Annotated in this window: 19 protein-coding genes and 1 riboswitch; of the genes, 10 read left to right on the forward strand and 9 right to left on the reverse strand. The window is 53.3% G+C overall.

Features of this window, described 5'->3' with window-relative positions:
* Positions 1-112: 112 nt before the first annotated feature.
* Positions 113-255, reverse strand: a riboswitch (cobalamin riboswitch).
* Positions 256-520: 265 nt separating this feature from the next.
* From GEI7105_RS0101470 to GEI7105_RS0101485, 4 genes are all read left to right on the forward strand, one after another.
* Positions 521-1,321, forward strand: coding sequence for an ABC transporter ATP-binding protein (locus tag GEI7105_RS0101470; RefSeq protein ID WP_017658718.1), 801 nt, complete (start codon positions 521-523; stop codon positions 1,319-1,321).
* Between the two features lie 59 nt (positions 1,322-1,380).
* On the forward strand, positions 1,381-2,559 hold the full coding sequence (locus GEI7105_RS0101475; protein ID WP_020480341.1) for a hypothetical protein: 1,179 nt from the start codon (positions 1,381-1,383) through the stop codon (positions 2,557-2,559).
* A 428-nt stretch (positions 2,560-2,987) separates the two neighbouring features.
* Positions 2,988-4,124 (forward strand): citrate synthase, encoded by a 1,137-nt coding sequence (locus GEI7105_RS0101480; protein WP_017658719.1) that lies wholly within the window; start codon positions 2,988-2,990, stop codon positions 4,122-4,124.
* A gap of 58 nt (positions 4,125-4,182) precedes the next feature.
* Positions 4,183-4,878, forward strand: a complete 696-nt coding sequence (locus tag GEI7105_RS0101485; protein ID WP_017658720.1) for a YdcF family protein — start codon at positions 4,183-4,185, stop codon at positions 4,876-4,878.
* Positions 4,879-5,072: 194 nt separating this feature from the next.
* Here the strand turns inward: GEI7105_RS0101485 and GEI7105_RS0101495 are convergent, their stop codons facing one another.
* Both GEI7105_RS0101495 and GEI7105_RS0101500 read right to left on the reverse strand, forming a co-directional pair.
* Positions 5,073-5,807, reverse strand: a complete 735-nt coding sequence (locus GEI7105_RS0101495; protein WP_026097347.1) for a circadian clock KaiB family protein — start codon at positions 5,805-5,807, stop codon at positions 5,073-5,075.
* An 8-nt stretch (positions 5,808-5,815) separates the two neighbouring features.
* The gene (locus GEI7105_RS0101500; protein WP_026097348.1) at positions 5,816-7,132 is read right to left on the reverse strand and encodes a type IV pilus twitching motility protein PilT; all 1,317 of its coding nucleotides are present in this window, start codon (positions 7,130-7,132) and stop codon (positions 5,816-5,818) included.
* 171 nt (positions 7,133-7,303) lie between these two features.
* Here GEI7105_RS0101500 and wecB point away from each other — a divergent pair, with 171 nt between their 5' ends.
* Positions 7,304-8,416 (forward strand): non-hydrolyzing UDP-N-acetylglucosamine 2-epimerase, encoded by a 1,113-nt coding sequence (wecB, locus tag GEI7105_RS0101505; RefSeq protein ID WP_017658724.1) that lies wholly within the window; start codon positions 7,304-7,306, stop codon positions 8,414-8,416.
* A gap of 55 nt (positions 8,417-8,471) precedes the next feature.
* Complete coding sequence (locus GEI7105_RS0101510; RefSeq protein ID WP_017658725.1) at positions 8,472-9,530, forward strand: potassium channel family protein; 1,059 nt, start codon at positions 8,472-8,474, stop codon at positions 9,528-9,530.
* Between the two features lie 8 nt (positions 9,531-9,538).
* On the opposite strand, the gene GEI7105_RS0101515 is transcribed toward GEI7105_RS0101510, so the two are convergent.
* A complete protein-coding gene (locus GEI7105_RS0101515) occupies positions 9,539-10,339 on the reverse strand; it encodes a class I SAM-dependent methyltransferase (RefSeq protein ID WP_071591937.1) in 801 nt (266 codons plus the stop codon).
* A 123-nt stretch (positions 10,340-10,462) separates the two neighbouring features.
* Here GEI7105_RS0101515 and purT point away from each other — a divergent pair, with 123 nt between their 5' ends.
* Positions 10,463-11,626: a formate-dependent phosphoribosylglycinamide formyltransferase gene (gene purT / locus GEI7105_RS0101520; RefSeq protein WP_071591938.1), complete on the forward strand. Its 1,164-nt coding sequence runs from the start codon at positions 10,463-10,465 to the stop codon at positions 11,624-11,626.
* 31 nt (positions 11,627-11,657) lie between these two features.
* On the opposite strand, the gene GEI7105_RS0101525 is transcribed toward purT, so the two are convergent.
* A complete protein-coding gene (locus tag GEI7105_RS0101525) occupies positions 11,658-13,007 on the reverse strand; it encodes an RNA-guided endonuclease InsQ/TnpB family protein (protein ID WP_017658728.1) in 1,350 nt (449 codons plus the stop codon).
* Between the two features lie 194 nt (positions 13,008-13,201).
* On the opposite strand from GEI7105_RS0101525, the gene GEI7105_RS0101530 reads away from it, so the two are divergent.
* From GEI7105_RS0101530 to GEI7105_RS28565, 3 genes are all read left to right on the forward strand, one after another.
* The gene (locus GEI7105_RS0101530; protein WP_017658729.1) at positions 13,202-13,654 is read left to right on the forward strand and encodes a hypothetical protein; all 453 of its coding nucleotides are present in this window, start codon (positions 13,202-13,204) and stop codon (positions 13,652-13,654) included.
* Positions 13,655-13,869: 215 nt separating this feature from the next.
* The gene (locus tag GEI7105_RS28560; RefSeq protein ID WP_017658730.1) at positions 13,870-14,139 is read left to right on the forward strand and encodes a hypothetical protein; all 270 of its coding nucleotides are present in this window, start codon (positions 13,870-13,872) and stop codon (positions 14,137-14,139) included.
* A 155-nt stretch (positions 14,140-14,294) separates the two neighbouring features.
* Positions 14,295-15,029: a diguanylate cyclase gene (locus GEI7105_RS28565; RefSeq protein WP_017658731.1), complete on the forward strand. Its 735-nt coding sequence runs from the start codon at positions 14,295-14,297 to the stop codon at positions 15,027-15,029.
* A 187-nt stretch (positions 15,030-15,216) separates the two neighbouring features.
* Here the strand turns inward: GEI7105_RS28565 and GEI7105_RS0101545 are convergent, their stop codons facing one another.
* The 5 genes from GEI7105_RS0101545 to GEI7105_RS28570 form a co-directional block, all read right to left on the reverse strand.
* A complete protein-coding gene (locus GEI7105_RS0101545) occupies positions 15,217-17,238 on the reverse strand; it encodes a ribonuclease catalytic domain-containing protein (RefSeq protein ID WP_017658732.1) in 2,022 nt (673 codons plus the stop codon).
* An 84-nt stretch (positions 17,239-17,322) separates the two neighbouring features.
* The gene (gene rpsR / locus GEI7105_RS0101550) at positions 17,323-17,541 is read right to left on the reverse strand and encodes a 30S ribosomal protein S18 (RefSeq protein ID WP_017658733.1); all 219 of its coding nucleotides are present in this window, start codon (positions 17,539-17,541) and stop codon (positions 17,323-17,325) included.
* Positions 17,542-17,625: 84 nt separating this feature from the next.
* Positions 17,626-17,814, reverse strand: coding sequence for a 50S ribosomal protein L33 (gene rpmG / locus GEI7105_RS34215; protein ID WP_017658734.1), 189 nt, complete (start codon positions 17,812-17,814; stop codon positions 17,626-17,628).
* 44 nt (positions 17,815-17,858) lie between these two features.
* Positions 17,859-18,395: an RDD family protein gene (locus GEI7105_RS0101555; protein ID WP_017658735.1), complete on the reverse strand. Its 537-nt coding sequence runs from the start codon at positions 18,393-18,395 to the stop codon at positions 17,859-17,861.
* A 91-nt stretch (positions 18,396-18,486) separates the two neighbouring features.
* A partial coding sequence (locus tag GEI7105_RS28570; RefSeq protein WP_083862269.1) for an HNH endonuclease occupies positions 18,487-19,279 on the reverse strand: 793 nt, incomplete at its 5' end.

Genomic DNA, 19,279 nt, shown 5'->3' on the forward strand with positions numbered 1-19,279 from the left:
CGACCGACACTTGGCAGTTTCAAGAGTTCGCGAGTGCTGGGACTCCCAGCGAAGCATTAAAAACCGAAAAAGACTCGAATTCACTTCCATCTGTACCTCGCAGATGCTTGTCAAAGCTACGTTGTAGGCGGCGGGCATCCTGACTTAGAGACTTGCATCTCCTTACAGTTGCGGGACAGCGCCGGATTTTCACCGAACTTTCCCCGTTACCTCTGGTGGCTGACCCCCACCAGAACCGACTCGCTATACTGTACCACGAAAAGGGTTCTCTCGAGAACGCCGTTCGGCAATATCCGAATGAATTTACAATTCGTTACAAATTTAGATTTCGACGTTTCTCCTGCCAAGTCTCGAAGTTTGACGCTCTTTCAAACTCAAGCTAACAAAATCCAATGCAATTGACAGGTTCCGACCGCGCCTTTCACAATAGACTTATCTCAAAACCTATTACGATAGACCGAGTGGTTTTCCTAACGGTAAACTCAAAGGTCTTCCCACTTTCTCGATCGGGATTTTTGTAATGTCAATTGCGACCCGACAGCTCACTGGAGGATATTCTAACCATCCAGTTGTCCGAGATATCTCGCTGACCGTCACGCCGGGAGAATGGCTCGCGATTTTGGGAGCGAACGGCTCGGGAAAATCGACGCTCCTGCGGTTGTTGAGCCGTCTTCTCGAACCCGAACGGGGCGCGATCTTGCTCGACGGAAAGGCGATCGAGCAGTTAACACCGCGACAAATCGCACAGCAGATCGCGTTTTTACCCCAACAACAAGCCGAACTTCCCGAGGAAATGACGGTGCGTCAGCTCGTGAGTGCGGGCCGATCGCCCCACCAACCCTGGTGGCATTGGGATCTCAGCCAAGACGATCGCTATTGGGTCGAACTGGCGATGCGGTATACCCAAATTGCTCCCTTCGCCGATCGCGCCGTCTCCGCCTTGTCGGGAGGGGAACGACAGCGGGCGTTTCTCGCTTTGGCGTTAGCACAAAATCCTCAAATTTTGTTGCTCGACGAACCGACGACCTTCCTCGATATTTGTTATCAACTCGAACTGTTAGATTTGCTCGACTCTCTGAACCGAAAACAGGGCTTGTCCGTCGTGACAGTCCTTCACGATATTAACTTAGCCGCTCGCTACAGCCATCGCATCGCCCTCGTCAAAGACGGCCGACTTGTCGAAGTGGGAAGTTCGAGTGAAGTTCTGACGCCAGACAACATTAAATTAGTGTTTGGTGTCGAAGCGAGTGTTATTTCTACACCAGTTGGATTGCAGGTTTACCCCCTTCGTTCGGCAAAGAAAGCCAGGCTGACGATTTAGATCGACTTGTTTTCAAATCGATATTCAAAAAATCAAGCCACTCAAAACAATTTGAAAATATGAGCGAAGTCACTCAGGATTTTTATTCAAAAAAACGCACGCTCCACAAGAAAATTTTGCTGTACGGTTTGAGCGGATCGTTACTCTTTCACGGTGTCGTGTTCGCAGTACTTTCGTTCTGGTGGATGCGATCGCGATCGGAGATCGATCGCAACGACCCTGTCGAAATTATCGTTCTCGATCGCACCGCTTCCCCGACACTAGACGCCCCCACCGACTCCCCTTCCGATCGCCCGACACAAAACCCACCCGTCGAATCCTCTGGCGGAACTTCCCTCGCGCGATCCCAGACGAGAGAGATCGATTCTACCGACGCGCGATCGCCCTCAAGCTCTCCCTCTACACCAGAAGCCAACTCGACGACTCCAACATCGTCCGCCGCTGACAGTACCTCAGACGACAGCTCAAAACCCGGTCTCGCGATCGAAGACGACACTCGCCCCACCTCAGAGGACGAAAACCCGCCCGCAAGCTCTCCCTCGTCAGACGGTTCGACGCCAGACAGTCCTGACAGTGGCGATTCTGACAGTGGCGATTCTGACAGTGGCGATTCTGACAGTGGCGATTCTGACAGCGGCGGCGGTGCAGGCGAAGGCGATCCAGAATCCACCGATGAAGTCGAGGAAGACCCGAGAGAACCCGCCCCCTCCAACCCCGAACCCGAGGGCGATCGCACCCCACCGCCACCGGCTCCCAGCAACGACGGAGACGACGGTTCCGACACAACCTGTGTCAGTGGATGTCGAGGACGCTACGAAGATAACGATTCCGAGGCGATCGAGCGAGATGCAGTCATTCGCGCCCGTCGCAACGATCGCGGCGAATACGAATACGAAGTCATCCAATCGAGTGGTAACGAAGCCGCCGATCGCGCTGCCCTAGAAACCGCCCGAGACGCCACCTACCAAACCGATCTCGAAGAGTTTAACATCCGCGCCAACATCGCCGACGAAGGGTCTCGAGATGTCGCACCTCCGCCACTTCCCCCACCCCCCGATCCCGTCGAGTCCACGATTCCCGAACCCGAACCGACATACGAAGAGCCTATCTACGAAGAACCCGAGCCGACATACGAAGAGCCTATCTACGAAGAGCCAGCTTACAACAATGCACCTAGCGACAAACCTCCAGCTCATACACCTCCCCAGCAATCGAAAAAAAATCTCGCCCAACATTGACAGCGAGCAACGAAAACAGTTCACAGGAAATCGTTTCTCCTCATCTCATCACCTCCCCATCTCTGAACTGGCGACGAGTGACTGTAAAAACCCCATATTAAAGGGTTGGCCGTAAAATCCCGGATCGGTAAATGGCTGCCGGAGATCCCCGGCATCTTGGAGATGCCAGGGATCTGGCTTGAATTCCAAAACAGATTTTATGTGTTTTGTCAATCCCCGATCTCGAAAAGTTTTCTGCATCACTGAGCCTCATCACCTCCCCATCTCTGAACTGGCGACGAGTGACTGTAAAAAACCTCCCTATCTCCGTCGAGATCGAGTATCCTAAAAGATTGGGTTTCTAGAAATTTTCTGTAAAACAACACACACTGCCCGAGTTTCTGGTAAGTTAGCCTGAGTATCGTTTCTATTCAGTCAGTGGGAGAGCCATGTCGGTCGAGCTGTACAGACCCGGTTTAGAAGGCATTCCAGCCGCGAAGTCCAGCATCAGTTTTATTGATGGGAAACAAGGACTACTCGAATATCGCGGTATTCGCATCGAAAAACTCGCTGAACAAAGCAGCTTCTTAGAAACGTCTTACCTGCTTATTTGGGGAGAATTACCCAGTCAAAGCGAGCTGCGTGCCTTCGAACACGACATTCGATATCACCGACGGATTAAGTACCGCATTCGGGACATGATGAAATGTTTTCCTGAAAGCGGCCATCCGATGGACGCCCTGCAAGCCTCCGCAGCTGCGTTGGGTCTGTTTTACTCACGACGGGCGCTCGACGATCCCACGTATATTCGCAACGCAGTCGTGCGGCTGTTGGCGAAAATTCCGACGATGGTGGCGGCGTTCCAACTGATGCGAAAAGGAAACGATCCGGTTCAGCCTTGCGACGATCTCGACTACGCGGCGAACTTCCTGTATATGCTCAACGAGCGGGAACCGGACGAACTTGCCGCCCACGTCTTCGACGTGTGTTTGACGCTGCACGCCGAACACTCGATGAACGCTTCGACGTTCTCGGCTATGGTAACGGCATCGACGCTCACCGATCCTTACGCCGTCATCGCTTCGGCGGTGGGAACTCTCGGCGGACCGCTGCATGGTGGGGCGAACGAAGAAGTTATCGAAATGCTCGAACAGATCGGTTCGCCGGAAAATGCCGAGGCTTACGTAGACGACTGCGTGAAGAACAAAAAGAAAATCATGGGCTTCGGTCACCGAGTGTACAAGGTGAAAGACCCCCGTGCGACGATTTTGCAAGACTTAGCCGAAAAGCTGTTCGCCAAGTTCGGCGGCGATCGCTACTACGAAATCGCTTTGGAATTAGAGCGCATCGTCGAAGATCGCTTGGGGTCAAAAGGCATTTACGCCAACGTCGATTTTTATTCGGGGCTGGTGTATCGCAAGTTGGGCATTCCTACCGATTTGTTCACGCCCATTTTTGCGATCGCCCGCGTCGCCGGTTGGCTGGCTCACTGGAAAGAACAACTCGAAGAAAACCGCATTTTCCGACCGACCCAGATTTACTCGGGTCAGCGCGATCGCGCCTATACGCCCCTGTCGGAACGCTAGCTATCAAAACGATGGTGAGAGAGGTTCGATCGCATCGTATGCTAAAGACATCCCCCATTTGTTCGCGATCGATGAGGGCGATCGCCTCTCAGCACGAGCCATTCAATTTATGCAGATAGACTGCCATCGCGATCGCAAAACGGTTAGGAACACCCCCAGGATTCGACAAGAGCGACGCCGCGTCGGTTCCTCTACAGTCAAAAGACAGCTCTCTCGAGCATTTTTCGGTGCGATCGCGTCGCTGCTACTGGCGGGTGTCGGTTGGTGGGGACTGCGGACGTACTACCGTTACGTACGTCTCCCCCAAGCTATCCTCGTCCTCGGAGGCGCACCCGAACGAGAAGTCTTCGCAGCCGAATTCGCCCGATCTCACCCCAACCTCCAAGTGTGGGTCTCTGGCGGTAGCAATCCCGAATATGCAGAATGGGTCTTTACCGAAGCGGGAATCGACCTCCAACGGCTGCATCTCGACTATCGCGCCGTCGATACCGTCACCAACTTCACCACCCTCGTCGACGAGTTAAAAGCTCGCAATATTAATTCGATTTACCTAATCACCTCGGACTACCATATGCGCCGCGCCTACACCATCGGCGAAATCGTTCTCGGAAGTCGCGATATCAGTTTTCGTACCGTTCCCATTCCCTCGAATTCCCACCCAGAACCGATCGAAAAATCCCTTCGCGACGGCGTTCGCGCCGTTCTCTGGCTAGGAACGGGATACACGGGATCGACCCTACGCCAGATAAGGTGAGGAGCCGGGGAGAGGGGAAGAGGGGAAGAGGGGGAGAGGGGAAGAGGGGGAGAGGGGAAGAGGGGGAGAGGGGAAGAGGGGGAGAGGGGAAGAGGGGGAGAGGGGAAGAGGGGGAGAGGGGAAGAGGGGAAGCAAGGAAGAAACTGTCAACTGTCTCCACTGCTTCGCGGTTCCCGGTTCCCGGTTTTCCGTTTTTAACGGTTTCCCAACAGCCCTAAAATGCGATCGAGATCGTCAAGTTCTCCCACGATGCGACGTACCGGTTCGGGCCAGACACGAATTAACGTCGGCGTCGCCGACACGCGATCGCTCTCCGCTTGCTGGGGATGTTTCAACACATCGATGAGCTTGAGCGTGTACGGATGTCCCAAGGCGCGATCGAGCGTTCGGTGCAATCGCTCTAACGTATCTTCCGTCGTCGGACTGTCACCGCGCAGAAACAACCGAAAAATATAGCCTTCAGCTTCTGCTTCCACTTCTCCTTCTCTGGGGTAGAAATTTGCACCCGCCGCATCCACCCGCACGATCGCATTGTGATTCGTCCACAACTGCGGGAACTGCTCGCGATATCCCGCCAGTGCTAACGGGTTGCACAGCTCGATCGGTATCGGCTCGACTCCCCATCGAACCCCCTCGAGTCCGAACACCGCATTGAGAACCGCTCGATATCGCCAAACGGCTGGGGCGACTTCGGCGATCGTCCGCACCGCTTGCGTTCTCGGATCGAGATAGCGATCGACCGTCGCACAATAACACGGCATCAAGAAATGAGGCGGTTCGGGAAGTCCGAGAATTTCCTGAACCGCAATACAGAGCTGTAAGTGCCATCGATCGCGTTTCTGCGTATCGATGGCATACACTAAATCTCCTCCAGGGGTAAACAATGCCAACCCTTTAAACGACTGGAGAAGCGGTGTTTGCTGTCTCACTCCTCGACTCAAACGCGACCGCGCAAGAACTGCGCCATCTCGTTCGGCGTTGGCGACTTCTCGAGAGCGATTTCTTCAGTAATGCGTCCTTGTTGATAAAGCTCGAACAGGGCTTTGTTCATCGTCGTCATTCCGTCAAATTCCGATCGCAACATCACTTGAGTAATTTCTTCAAGTTTGCCTTGAATGACATATTCCTTCACGGCATCAGTTGCGATCAAAATATCGTGGAACGCCGCTCGCTTTCCGTCTGTGGTTTTACACAATCCTTGAGCGATAATCGCCACGAGGGACTCCGACAGCGCCACGCGAAACGCCGGTTGTTCGGCAGGTGGGAACATCCCCATCACCCGTTCGATGGTTTTCACCGCACTGTTGGTGTGCAGCGTTCCCATGACCAAGTGACCGGTCGAAGCAGCTTTGAGCGCGATATTCATCGTCTCTTTATCCCGAATTTCCCCCACAAGGATCAAATCGGGATCTTCCCGCAACGCCGCCTTGAGAGCGTTAAAGAACTTCAGAGTATGCGTTCCGACTTCTCGGTGTTTGATCAGGGATTTTTGACTTTTGTGAACGAATTCGACGGGATCTTCGATAGTAATGATGTGATAGGCTTGGTTGCGGTTGATGTAGTCGATCATCGCCGCCATCGTGGTCGATTTCCCCGATCCCGTCGGCCCGGTCACGAGAATCAAACCTTTGTGATAGTCTAAGCTGATGCTTTTGAAGACCTCGGGAAGCCGCAACTGTTCCAAGGTCAAAATCTCAGCACCGATCAAACGCAGCACCATCGCCGGCCCTGCTAAAGTATCGAACGCGTTAATCCGTACCCGAACGAAGCCTAAATCTGCCGCACCGTCGAAATCCAGGTTTTCTTGAAACTGACGGATTTCCTCGTCGCTCATCAGTTCCCGCATCCAACTCATGAAGGTGTCGAGGTCGGTAACGGGCCATTCTGTGGGGACGATGTCGCCGCGAGCGCGGTAGCGAGGCACTTCTCCAACGCCGACGTGAACGTCGGAGTGGCCTTCTTCCTCAGCGCGTTTGACGATTTCGCGCATTGTCGGGTTGCCGGGACTCGGGCCGGGACCTCGTCGCGGCATGGCTGCCTGAGTGGGCGGTGCGGGGGCAGGAGGCGCAGCGGGCGGACGAGTCGCACCGGGCGGGGGAGGGGGTGCGGCGGGCGGACGAGTCGCACCGGGCGGGGGAGGGGGCGCGGGCGGACGCTGTCCGGTTTTGGGAGGGCCTGGGGGACGAGGGGGTGGCGTGCGACGACCTCCTCCGGGCGGGGGCGGCGGAACGGGGGGACGCTTAGACTGTGTCATAGATGCGATTACTCTTAGGGACGCGATCGAATGATTCGCTGTAATTTTTATATGCTTCTATCTTATCTATTGTCTCTGAAGCGCAGGGGACAATGTAAACCGTAAATTTTCGTAAAATTGTCGAGTTGCCTTTTTTTGGCCTCTCTATCCACGATCTAGACGCTGTAAATAATGCCTATTCGCGTTTGTATTACCTTGGGAACCCGCCCCGAAGCGATCAAACTTGCTCCGGTTATCCGTCAGTTTCAAGACGACTCGCGCTTTGAAACGCACGTAATCTTGACGGGACAACATCGAGAAATGGTGCAGCAGGTGATGCAACTGTTCGACCTGAACGCCGATCGCGATCTCGATATCATGAAACCGAAACAAACGCTGACAGATATTACCTGTGGCAGTTTGCAAGGGTTGGAAAAGATTTTTTGCGATCTTCGACCGCAGTTCGTTATCGTTCAAGGCGACACGACCACTGCCTTCGCCGCAGCACTGGCAGCGTTTTACCAACAAATCCCTCTCGGTCACGTGGAGGCAGGACTGCGAACCGATCGCCTCTACGATCCCTATCCTGAAGAGGCCAACCGACGCCTGATTTCGCAACTGACGCAACTCCATTTCGCCCCCACGACTCGCGCGGTGGAAAACTTACAAAAGTCGGGAGTCGTCGGCCAAATTCACCACACGGGAAATACAGTCATCGATGCCCTGCTGTCGATCGCCCAGCAAAAACCCAGTTGCGAGGTTCCGGGTTTGGACTGGTCTAAATATCGCGTGTTGCTAGCCACGGTTCACCGCCGGGAAAATTGGGGCGATCGCCTCGAATCCATCGCCACGGGATTTCTGAAGGTTCTCGATGCGGTTCCCGATGCTGCGTTGTTGCTTCCGCTTCACCGCAATCCCACTGTCCGCGAACCCCTCAAAGCCATTTTGGGCGATCGCGATCGCGTCTTTCTCACCGAACCTCTCGACTACACCGCCTTAGTAGGGGCGATCGCTCGCTGTACGCTCCTGCTAACGGATTCGGGCGGGTTGCAGGAAGAAGCCCCGGCTTTGGGAAAACCGGTGTTGGTGTTGCGGGACACCACCGAACGCCCCGAAGCCATCGAAGCAGGGACGGCGAAACTCGTCGGAACGGCGAGCGATCGCATTCTCAGCGAAGCCACCACTCTCCTCACCGATGCGACGGCGTACCAACGCATGGCGAACGCCACCAATCCCTTCGGCGACGGCCGAGCGTCTCGACGAATTGTCAAAATCGTGGCAGATTATTTTGCCAGTTCGGTCTAACAATCGATAGGTCGATCGCTACCCGATTTTCAACCCCGCGTTTCGCCAAAATCTCATGCACGAGTCGTTTCAGCGTATCCTAACTGGCGCGATCTTTTTTCTGTTAACGATCGCGATCGCCATTTTCGGCTACGTGCTGTTTGGCTGGGAACTCATCGACGCCATTTATATGGTCATCATCACCATATTCGGCGTCGGCTACGGAGAAGTTCAACCTCTCGAAACCCCAGCCGAAAAACTCTTTACCATCGGCGTTATCGTGGCGGGAACCTCTTCAGCCGTTTACATCGTTGGAGGCTTTGTCCAAATGGTGACAGAAGGAGAAATCAACCGCGCCTTTGAATCCCGCCGCAAAACTCAAGGCATCGAACGCTTAGAACGCCATTCGATCGTCTGCGGGTTCGGACGCATGGGGGAAATTCTGGCGAAAAAGCTCCACGAAGCCCGAAAACCTTTCGCGATCGTCGATAACGACCCCGATCGCATGGCACTGGCCGAATCGTTAGGCTATTTAGTCCGTTTGGGCAGTGCAGCGGATGAAGAAGTCTTAAAATCTGTGGGGATCGATCGCGCTAAATGTTTGGCAACCGTCCTTTCCGACGACGCCCTCAACGTCTTCATCACCCTCACCGCTCGCGAACTCAATCCCAACCTCACCATTCTCGCACGGGGGGAACTGCCCTCAACCGGTAAAAAACTCCAGTTAGCCGGTGCCGATCGCATCGTTCTCCCGGCCGAAATCGGCGCGTTGCAAATGAGCAATTACATCACCCATCCCACTGTCTTCGAGTTTTTGGAACAAGAAGAAGGACGAAGCACCCTCAACGACTTGCTGTCTCAAATTAACTTGCAGTTTACCGAACTGGCGATCGGCAAAAACTCCCTATTGCGCGGTCGCACCATCGGCGAATTAGAAGTTCGCGGCAAAGGCATTTTTCTCGTCGTCGCCTTGCGTCGTCCCAACGGTGAAATTTTCACCCATCCGCCGCAATCGGAAATGTTAGATGCCGGAGATACTGTGATGGTTATGGGACACGCGGGAGATATTCCGCAATTCGCCCGCCGCCATGAAGTCAAACACGAGTTACGCTATCGCGGCGCGAAGCTGCCCTAGCCTTTCCCTTATACGGTTTTCGTGCAGTAGTAAACGTCGTGGTGGGGCAGCAGTGCGTATCGCTTCACGATCGCCTCGTCGAGTTCGCGGACGAAGGGGTCGATTTTCACGGTAAATCCCGCTTCCTGTAGGCGATCGGCGTAATCTTTCCCGTACCAGCGCACGTGATCTTTTTGTCCGAACAGGCGCTCTCGCTCCTCGGGAGACTCGACGCTGGGATCTTCAAAGGTTTCGTCGCGATCGAGATCGAGAGGAACTTGTAAAATCGCCCAGCCTCCCGGTTTGAGGACGCGACACAACTCCCGCATCGCTTGGCGATCGTTCGGGATATGTTCGAGGACGTGGTTGCACAACACCACATCGAAGCTGTTGTCGTCGTATTGGATATCGGTAATATCCATTTTGACCATCGCCAGCGAAGAATCGAGATCGGCAGTGAGATAATCGAGATTGTCTAATTCGATGAATTTATGATAGAAAATCTTTTCAGGAGCGATGTGGAGGACTTTCAGGCGATCGGTAAATAAATTGGTTCGTTGTTGCAAATACAACCACAACAACCGATGGCGTTCCATGGCCGTACACCGGGGACATTGCGCGTTGGGTCGCTGTCCGACTCCGGCCGTGCGAAACTCTCGGAAATGCCCGTTACAACACGGACAAACCACGTTGTCGCCAATATATCGAATTTGTTGGGCTTGAAATCTTAAGGTTTTGATCGATCGACGATACCGCGTTTGGGCTTTCCCGATCAGTTGTCGAAGCGGTGCGGGAACCACGGATCTGGCTATAGATTTAACCGAACTCATCGAGTTACAAAGGAAATAAGGTGTTGGGTATGCCCATGCTATCCCACGCTTCTCGAAAGTGTCAATAAAAGCTCCAATATACTAGAAAACTGCCAACTTTCAAAATTTTTTGTTGCAACTCTCGTGAAATTACCTAAAACAATAATGCTCCTCGGTTCTGGGGAACTCGGCAAAGAATTCGTCATCGCCGCACAGCGCTTCGGCAATACAGTTATTGCGGTCGATCGCTATGAGAACGCCCCTGCGATGCAAGTGGCCGATATTTCAGAAGTGATTTCCATGCTCGATGGCGACGCTCTCGAACGCCTCGTCAAACAGCACCGACCTGATTACATCGTGCCGGAAATCGAAGCGATTCGCACCACAAAACTCCTCGACCTCGAACGCCAAGGTTTTACAGTCATTCCCACAGCCGCCGCGACGAACTACACCATGAACCGCGATCGCATTCGGGATTTAGCAGCGGGGGAATTAGGTGTTCGGACGGCAAAATACGCTTACGCCTCGTCCCTCGAAGAGTTGCAAACGGTTTCTCAAGACATTGGCTTTCCCAACGTCGTTAAACCCGTCATGTCTTCCTCGGGCAAAGGTCAGTCCGTCGTCAACCACTCGGATGAGGTGTCCCGAGCCTGGACTTACGCCGTTGAAGGGGCGCGGGGAGATTCTCAAAAGGTCATTGTCGAGGAGTTCGTGGAGTTCGAGGTGGAAATTACCCTCCTGACAGTCCGTCAGTGGAATGGGGAAACGCTCTTTTGTCCTCCGATCGCCCACCGTCAAGAACGCGGCGACTATCAGGAATCTTGGCAACCGGCCGGAATTTCCAACGCACAACTAACTCAAGCGCAGGCGATCGCCGAAAAAGTCACCGCCGCCCTCGGAGGAGCCGGAATTTTCGGCGTTGAGTTCTTTATTACCCGTGACGAAGCCATTTTCTCGGAACTCTCCCCCCGACCCCACGATACGGGAATGGTGACGTTGGTTTCGCAAAACCTCAACGAGTTCGAGTTGCATCTGCGGGCGATTTTGGGGCTGCCGATTCCCACCATCGAACTGGTGTCTCCTGGCGCGAGTTCGGTAATTCTCGCCGATCGCAACGCCGATCGCGTCACCTTTGAGGGAGTTGACGAAGCCTTAGCCGAACCGAATACGGACGTGCGTTTGTTCGGGAAGCAAACCACGCGCCCTTACCGCCGCATGGGAGTCGCTCTCGCTACCGCCGAAACCGCCCAGCAAGCCAGGGACATCGCTAATCGCGCCGCCAGTCGGGTTCGCTTGGTGTACGATTGACATACTCCCCGGCGTGAATGCACGGGGATTCTCACAAAGTGATTCTTGATTCATCGACACCACTTACTGTTTCAAGTTGCCTATCGACAGCAGGGGTGGTAGTCTCCTCAAGCGTTCCTGGTTCCCCAGCAGTTTCCCAATGCCCTTGGGTACTGTGATTCCACTCAATACCTAGAACGTTCATCCCTTTCTTCAAGATATTTAATGCCGCATTCGTATCACGACAAATTTCTATCTTGCATTGAGGACATTGATGAGTTCTAGTACTGAGTGATTTCTTCACTCGATGACCACAGTTAAAACAATCTTGAGATGTATAATTCGGTGCAACAGCTATCACTGTTTTATCCCAAACTTTCCCAAAATAGTCTAGCCATTGAGTGAATTGATACCACGAAGCGTCAGAAATAGACTTTGCCAAATGATGATTCTTGACCAGGTTTTGTATCTTCAGGTCTTCGTATGCCACAACATCGTTAGATGCTACTACGCACCGAGCTTCTCTTGGTGCGCGTTCCCTAGCGGAGGGGCTGTGTGCGGAACCTGCGTCCGCACCTTGTAAGCCCCGTCCGTGCGACGGCGCGGGGTCGCACCGCAACTTAACTGCCCAGTCTTTACGTTGGCGTTGAACCTTCAAATGAGCCTTGCCCAGTCTAATCCTAGCTTTTTGGTAGTTGTTTGATTGAGGCTTTTTACCCTTAACAAACTTTCTGGATAGCCGTCGCTGTAGTTTCTTAATGCGTTTTTCAGACCGTCTCAAATACTTGGGGTAGGTTGTCGCATTGTCGTTTTGGTCTTTGTAGAAATACTTTAAGCCCAAGTCAATGCCAATCGCATTCCCGGTATAGTTTCCTATTTCTTTTCGAGTGGCATCAAAACAGAATTGAGCATAATAACCATCAGCTCGCCTAATCACTCTCACCCGATTAATTTTGAGTCTGAACAAGTCCTCTCTGGTCTCACGATCGCAAAACACAGAAAACTTACCCGCCTTAAAGCCATCGGTGAAATTAATAGCTAAACAGTCCTCTGAAAGTTTCCAGCCTGAAGTTTTATACTCAACTGAACGAGAATGCTTTTTAAACTGAGGATAACCTTTCTGTTTGGCTCCTTCTCTACAGCGACGATAGAAGCTAGAGATAGAATTCCAAGCTCTCTCTGATGATGCCTGACGTGCCATTGAGTTCAACTTTTTGGCAAAAGGAAACTCACGCGCCAATTCTTTGCATAGCAGAGAGAGACGAGCCTTATCTACTTTAGACTCATCTCGCCATAACCTTACTGCTTTGTTTCTGATAAACTGAGCAGTTCTTATGGCTTCATCTAAGGCTTTATATTGTGCCTTAGACCCATTCAACAACTTGGCTTCTCTTACTATCATGGTTTTATTTTACCGGACTTTATTTTGGATAACTTTATTTTTAACATAAGTTAACCGTCCTAGAAGGACGGGGCTTTAAACCCACTTTTTTTGGTAACTACTGGGAGACAAGGAGGACACTGTTCCCCGTTCCCCGTTCCAGCGTGCTATAATGTTGATGTAATAATCAACAGCTTAGTGGAGGCTGAAAGACCATGGCCAAACCCACTACTGCCAAACCGACTCGACACGATCTGTTACGGAAAACGGCTGCCGACAGTAACAAGTACCTCAACGCCACGATTCGGCTGTGTGGCGGAAGCGATCGCGAACGGATTGCCGGTAAAGACCGCAACACTTACGCCACCGTTGCCGATATGAACAATATCGCCGTAAAAGGGACGATGGCGCACGTCATCCAGCTCACCCACGGAGTTCGCCACACGCGAGACGACTATACAGACGACGAACTCAAACGCATCGCGACGTTAGAGATTTTAGAGGGCAAAGCTCTCGAAACCTACCGCCCCCAAGGGCATGAGGAAATTATCTGTCTAGTTGCCCGCGAAATTGCCAAAATCGACGAGATTTTGACGAAGTACGACCGTGCTAACCTCCACCAACGCAAGCGGAAACAGGTCGTGGCGAAATGGCGATCGCTCGAATAGCCCGATCCTCACGTTTTGACGACCTCGAAGTTGCCCATACACGAGAATGTGGCGTTCGGTGGTTTCTAACGTAATGACATCGGTGTCTTCACTGGGTTTGAGGGGGCGCCCAGCGTCTGGGGGGCGTCGAGCGGGTCGAGCGTCTGATTACCATTTCCTCACCCCACCAAGGGACTTGGACCGCCTACGCTCTCGATCGCGTCGGTTGCCATCAAATGCGTCCGAACAGCGAGTTTCTGCTAGAGTTAGATCGGGACGCGCGAGACCTCCTCGGACAGATCGACTTTACGTCGATTTGGACGCCTTACGACTTGATGATTTTACCCGCTCGCAGTTCCCAACTGTCCGTCGGAACCGATCGCCAAATTCCCGTTGCACTCCATTCTTGGATGCTCGAAGACCTTCGGTGTATCGAGCTGGTAGTCGAAACGCTTTCTCGAGCGAAACCCAACCCGTCGCGCGATCGCTCGTTCGTCCTGCGATAGACTGCGCGAGTTTCCACGAAACCTCTATGCTTGGTTTTACCAGAGGTTCTCCCAATTCAGCAAGTGTTTTTTTACTCGAAGGATCTCGCTCAAACCCGCTCCGATCGCTCAAACCGTGACGTTGTATTGACGAACCGCTCGACTTCAAAATTATCGTGGAACGAGAACCATCGCGGGAACAGTTAAAACAGGAACTGACCGAGCTGCACCAGGAACTCACAGCCCTCAAGCTCGAGAAAGCCGATCTCGAAATCATGCTCGAAAACATTACCGAACACGCTGATGCGATCGAAAGCGAACTTCGGACCCGCAACAAAGAAATCGTCTCGCTCAACCACCAACTCGCCCTAGCCAACAAAGAATTAGAGCAACTGGCCAACCTCGACGGCTTGACCGAAATTGCCAACCGACGACATTTCGACGAAACCCTCGATCGAGAATGGCGGCGTATGAGTCGCCAACAACAACCCCTTTCGTTAATTCTTGGCGATATCGACTTTTTCAAACGTTACAACGACACCTACGGACACCAAGCGGGAGACTGGTGTTTGAAGCAGGTTGCAGCTGCGTTCGTACGTGCAGCCAAACGTCCGAGCGATCTCGTTGCGCGCTACGGGGGGGAAGAAATTGCGGTCATTCTCCCAAATACAGACTGTAAAGGGGGTTTGCAGGTGGCCTCGGAAATTCGATCTCATCTCCAGGCGATGAAAATCGAACACGGCGGATCGCCGATCGATAAATACGTAACCTTGAGTTTGGGCATCGCTACGATCGTCCCGACCCCCACTTTACCCGAAACGCTTCTCGTAAACCAAGCCGACACAGCCCTCTACCAAGCCAAGAAGGACGGACGCAACCGCACCGTTTTTTTTCGTAAAGGCTTAGTGTGATTGGGTTGCTTTAACGCACGGGACAGGGAACGGGGAATCGGGAACGGGGAACAGGGAAAACTGTTTTCTCCCTCGCCCCATCTCATCATTTCATTACCTCATCACTCCCCGGTTGGGGGCGGTGCGTGACGCGGTAAATTCCACTTATCGGAGGGCGGCGACGTTTTAACGCCCGCGTCACGACACCCTACTGGCTGCTCACTGTAAAAGCGGGGCTGGCAGCGACTTCTTGGAATTGAATCGTGTCTTCGCGGGGATCGGCGTAAGTTACCCGGAGGTCGAGCCGTTCGCCGAGTTGCACGGCTCGGGGAAAACGCCACACGAACTCGATGCCGATTTCTTCGAGGAGAATCACGCCTAAATTTTCGTCTTCGCGAATCCATCGCAACACCAGAGCTTGCCAGGTTTCGTCCGTGCGGCGGCGCAGATACTCGATCGCCCAATATCGCGAGGTTTGACGCTCGACCAAAACCGCTTCTTTGACCGAGGACATAATACTCGCCATCATCTGCTGGACTTGCTCGGCTGAAAACGGTTGGGCCTCTCCTCGCAGGTGGGCTTTAAGCTGGAAGTGCGTCAACAAATCCGTATACCGCCGAATCGGAGAGGTGACTTGCGTGTAAGTGTCGAGACCGAGACTGGCGTGGCGGTTGGGTAGAATACTCGTTTCGCTGCGAGGCATACATTGACGGATGGCACAAAAACGCACCGGCCCCGCTGGCAGTTGCAAGAGTTCCTCTTCTGAAGGCAGTTCCGGTTGAGGTTGGTGGCGGAAGGGAATGACGACGTTGTGGGTTTGGGCGTAATGAGCAGCGACTTCCCCCGCTAAAATCATCATTTCCGCGACCAAATTGCGAGAGGGGGAGTTGTCGAGAACCTCGATCGTCACCTCTTCTCCTTTGACCTTAATGGACGCTTCGGGTAGATGAATAGAAATCGACCCCCGCGTTTGTCGCCATGTCTGACGTTTTCGCGCCCACCCAGCCAGGTCGGAAATTTCCGGTTCGGCTCGCAACCCCAGTTGCAGCATCTCGTCTACGTCGTCGTAGGTGAGGCGATAAGTCGGTTTGACCCAACTTGGATGAATGCTATATTCGCTCACTTGCCCGGTTTCTTCGAGAACGACGCTGAAGCTGAGGGCGCAACAGGTTTGTCCTTGGTTCAAACTCATCGGCCCCGTTGCCAGTTCTGTCGGCAGCATGGGGGTCATACCCGTCGGCAGATAAACTGTAGTGCAGCGTCGTCGAGCTTCTAAGTCCAGTTCGTCGCCGGGTGTCAGCCAGCGGGTGGGATCGGCGATGTGAATCCACAGACGCTGTCGGCCGTCCTCGAGATATTCTAGACTCAGTCCGTCGTCGATTTCTTGGGTGCTGGTATCGTCGATGGTATAGATTTTTAGGTGGGTCAGATCGAGTCGGTTCGGCTCGGAATCTGGGGGCGGAGAAGTCAGACAGCGTTGCGCCACGTCGAGAACCTTGTTCGAGAAGTGCGTGGGAATCTGGGTACGTCGGAGGAAGAGATTTTCGTGGGGACTCCACAAACCCAAATCCACTAAAAGCTGAAAGGCCGATTGTGGCGTTTCGGAGCGATCGAGGGCTTCGAGAATTTCTTTGGCGGCGGCGCGAGAGGGGGTTTCGTTTCCGAGGGCAGCTAAGCGTTCGAGGGCGTCGATGCGGTTGCGATCGCTCTGACTCCATTCGACCGAGTCTCCAGACAGGGCTTGGTTAACGCGATCGAGAAAGTCTTGCCACTCTTGCTGGCGTTGGGCTTCTGCCTCGATTTGGTGTTTGAGATCGGCCACTTGCGAAGCGGGTCTTGGCTCGTAGCGATCGCCTTTTTGTTTGAAATAAATTTTATCGTCCGACAGCAAACAGTGGGCGGCGTACTGTTGAGCCGGAGTCTCATCGTTAAAGAGCAGTTGCGCGAGTCCGCTGGGGTCGATCGACTCTCCGTCTTCGGAGAGAAACTCCCAAGCGACTTCCAAACTCGAGGGATCGAAGTAAGTCTGCGCTTCCTCGAGTAGCGGCTCTAACTCTGAAGGGTTAAAGACTTGACTGTTGAGGTGAAACGTAATTTGTTTGGGTGATAGACTCCGAGACTGGCCTCGATCGTCGAATGCCACCCAGTTTTTCTTCCCTTCTGGACGGTCTAGCACCCCGAGGCGGCGCTCGCCGTGCAGTCGAAATTCTACGAGATTTCCCTTCTCCACCAGCCTACCAATTCCACGTTTGCGTCGTTATCCCGCCGCTAGCCGTCGATCTCGTACCGACAGCTAACGCACGACAAAAAAACATTACCCTTCTTTATTCAAGAACGGCAACAGTGCCACTATTCTAGCGCGTTTGATGGCTTTGGTCAGGTCGCGCTGTTGGCGAGCCGTCAAACCCGTAATGCGGCGAGGCAGGATTTTTCCCCGTTCGGTGATAAATTTTCTGAGCAGATCGACATCTTTGTAGTCGATGGGATCTCCCGGTTTGATGGGAGATACGCGACGACGGTAAAACGTAGCCATGGAATGCTTTACTCCTAAACAATTGAAGGTTGGGGTTTAGCAGCCGAGAGGCGTTGAAAGCGTCTCGGGACTATGAAATTGACACTATTTGGTTTCTTTGTGAACCGTGTGCGTGTTGCAGTGGGGGCAGAACTTCTTCAGTTCCATGCGCCCCGTGGTATTGCGACGGTTTTTCTGGGTCGTGTAGCGAGACACGCCCTTCGATCGCTTGTTGGTATTGGTACGACACTCGGTACATTCGAGGGTCACGACAATGCGGACGCCCTTAGCCATAATCGTCTCGTGTTTCTTCTGTGAACAAATTCAGACGCGATCGTCTATTGTTTCATATTTTGCCGGATTAGGGCAACCCATTTTTTGGCTTTTACATCCAAGGAGTAGCCCCGTCGGGTGGCGACGACGCGAGTATTGGCGATGCGATCGTGTAAGGCGGAGGGATCGAGGGGATCGAACCAGGCAATACCGAGATCGATACTGAGGGGAACCAGTCCCAACAGATAAAAGGCATTGCGCGACGCTAAGCTAAAAAAGCCCGAAATCGCCCAAAACGCAAACAGTCCCGCCATTCCTTCTCGTTTGGCGAGTTCTACGAGACCGGGGGTGCGCTTGTAGCGGTTATCGACCACGCGCATATCGAACGCCCAGCGACCGGGACTCTGTCCGTAGTTAGAGGATGCCACCACTACGCGCATCGCGAGCCAGGCCAGGGCAAAACTGACAAACTGCGCGAAACCATTGGGGCCGCCGAGCATCGCGCAGAGAAACCAGGCGATCGCGCTATCGAGCGCAAAGGCGCAACCTCGACGCCACAGGGGAACTCGCGGCACGCGGTCGTAAATCGGATCGTTGTCCATCTAAAATGCGGGAAGGGGACTCCCGTTATATCCGACAGGATTAGCGGGAGGGGAATTCCCGCCAACAAACGAACTGCCCGACAGGGCATCCTTATTTCGAGAATCTGTATTCATAGCCGTCTGATTTTTGAACAGTCGTCAGATATTTCGGATGAACGTCAAAAGGTTTAACCCCAGCGTTCAGTCGAAAGGAAGGGCGAAACCGAATAGCAATCCGCCCCGTGTAATTTCCGGCGAATTTTCCTTGAGGAATTGTCGCCTTGACTATATCGCCGGTTTGGAAACCTTGAAAAGATTTAGCTTTCGGGGCAACAGCCCTCGGAAAACCGTATCGATCGGGACGACATCGTTGCCGAACCCCGTGACCTTTGGCTGCAACGAGTAAAGGTTTCTCGATCGCGACATCTAATCGATCGGGAGTCGATTTCCCGACACAAGCAGCATCGAACCAGTGAGTTTTCGGCAAACCCAATCGAGTCCGATTAAACTTAGTCTGTCCGCCCGTTCCCACCTCAACGGTCAATCCAGTTTCTTTCAACTGTTGGTACAGCTTCCAGCGAGTTGCGTTGACTGCTGCCGCATCTTTTAACGGCGCTTTTGCCTGTTTCAAAATACGGTCGAGAACGGTCGGTTTGCCCGATAGAAACTTGCGAATATCTCGGTTTCCCTTAGCTTGGTTGCAAGTATGACAAGCCAGCGTTAGGTTAGAAACTCGGTCGCTCCCTCCCTGGGATTTGGGATGAATATGTTCGACCTCTAACGGCAGGTTCTCAGCACCGCAGTAGCGGTGCGACCCCGCGCCGTCGCACGGCGCTAGGGAACGCGCACCAAGAGAGGCGCACTTTCGACCCCACTTTTCTAACAAGAACTCGCGCACTTCATAG

The organism is Baaleninema simplex PCC 7105, from assembly GCF_000332355.1.
Lineage (GTDB): Bacteria > Cyanobacteriota > Cyanobacteriia > Cyanobacteriales > Geitlerinemataceae > Baaleninema > Baaleninema simplex.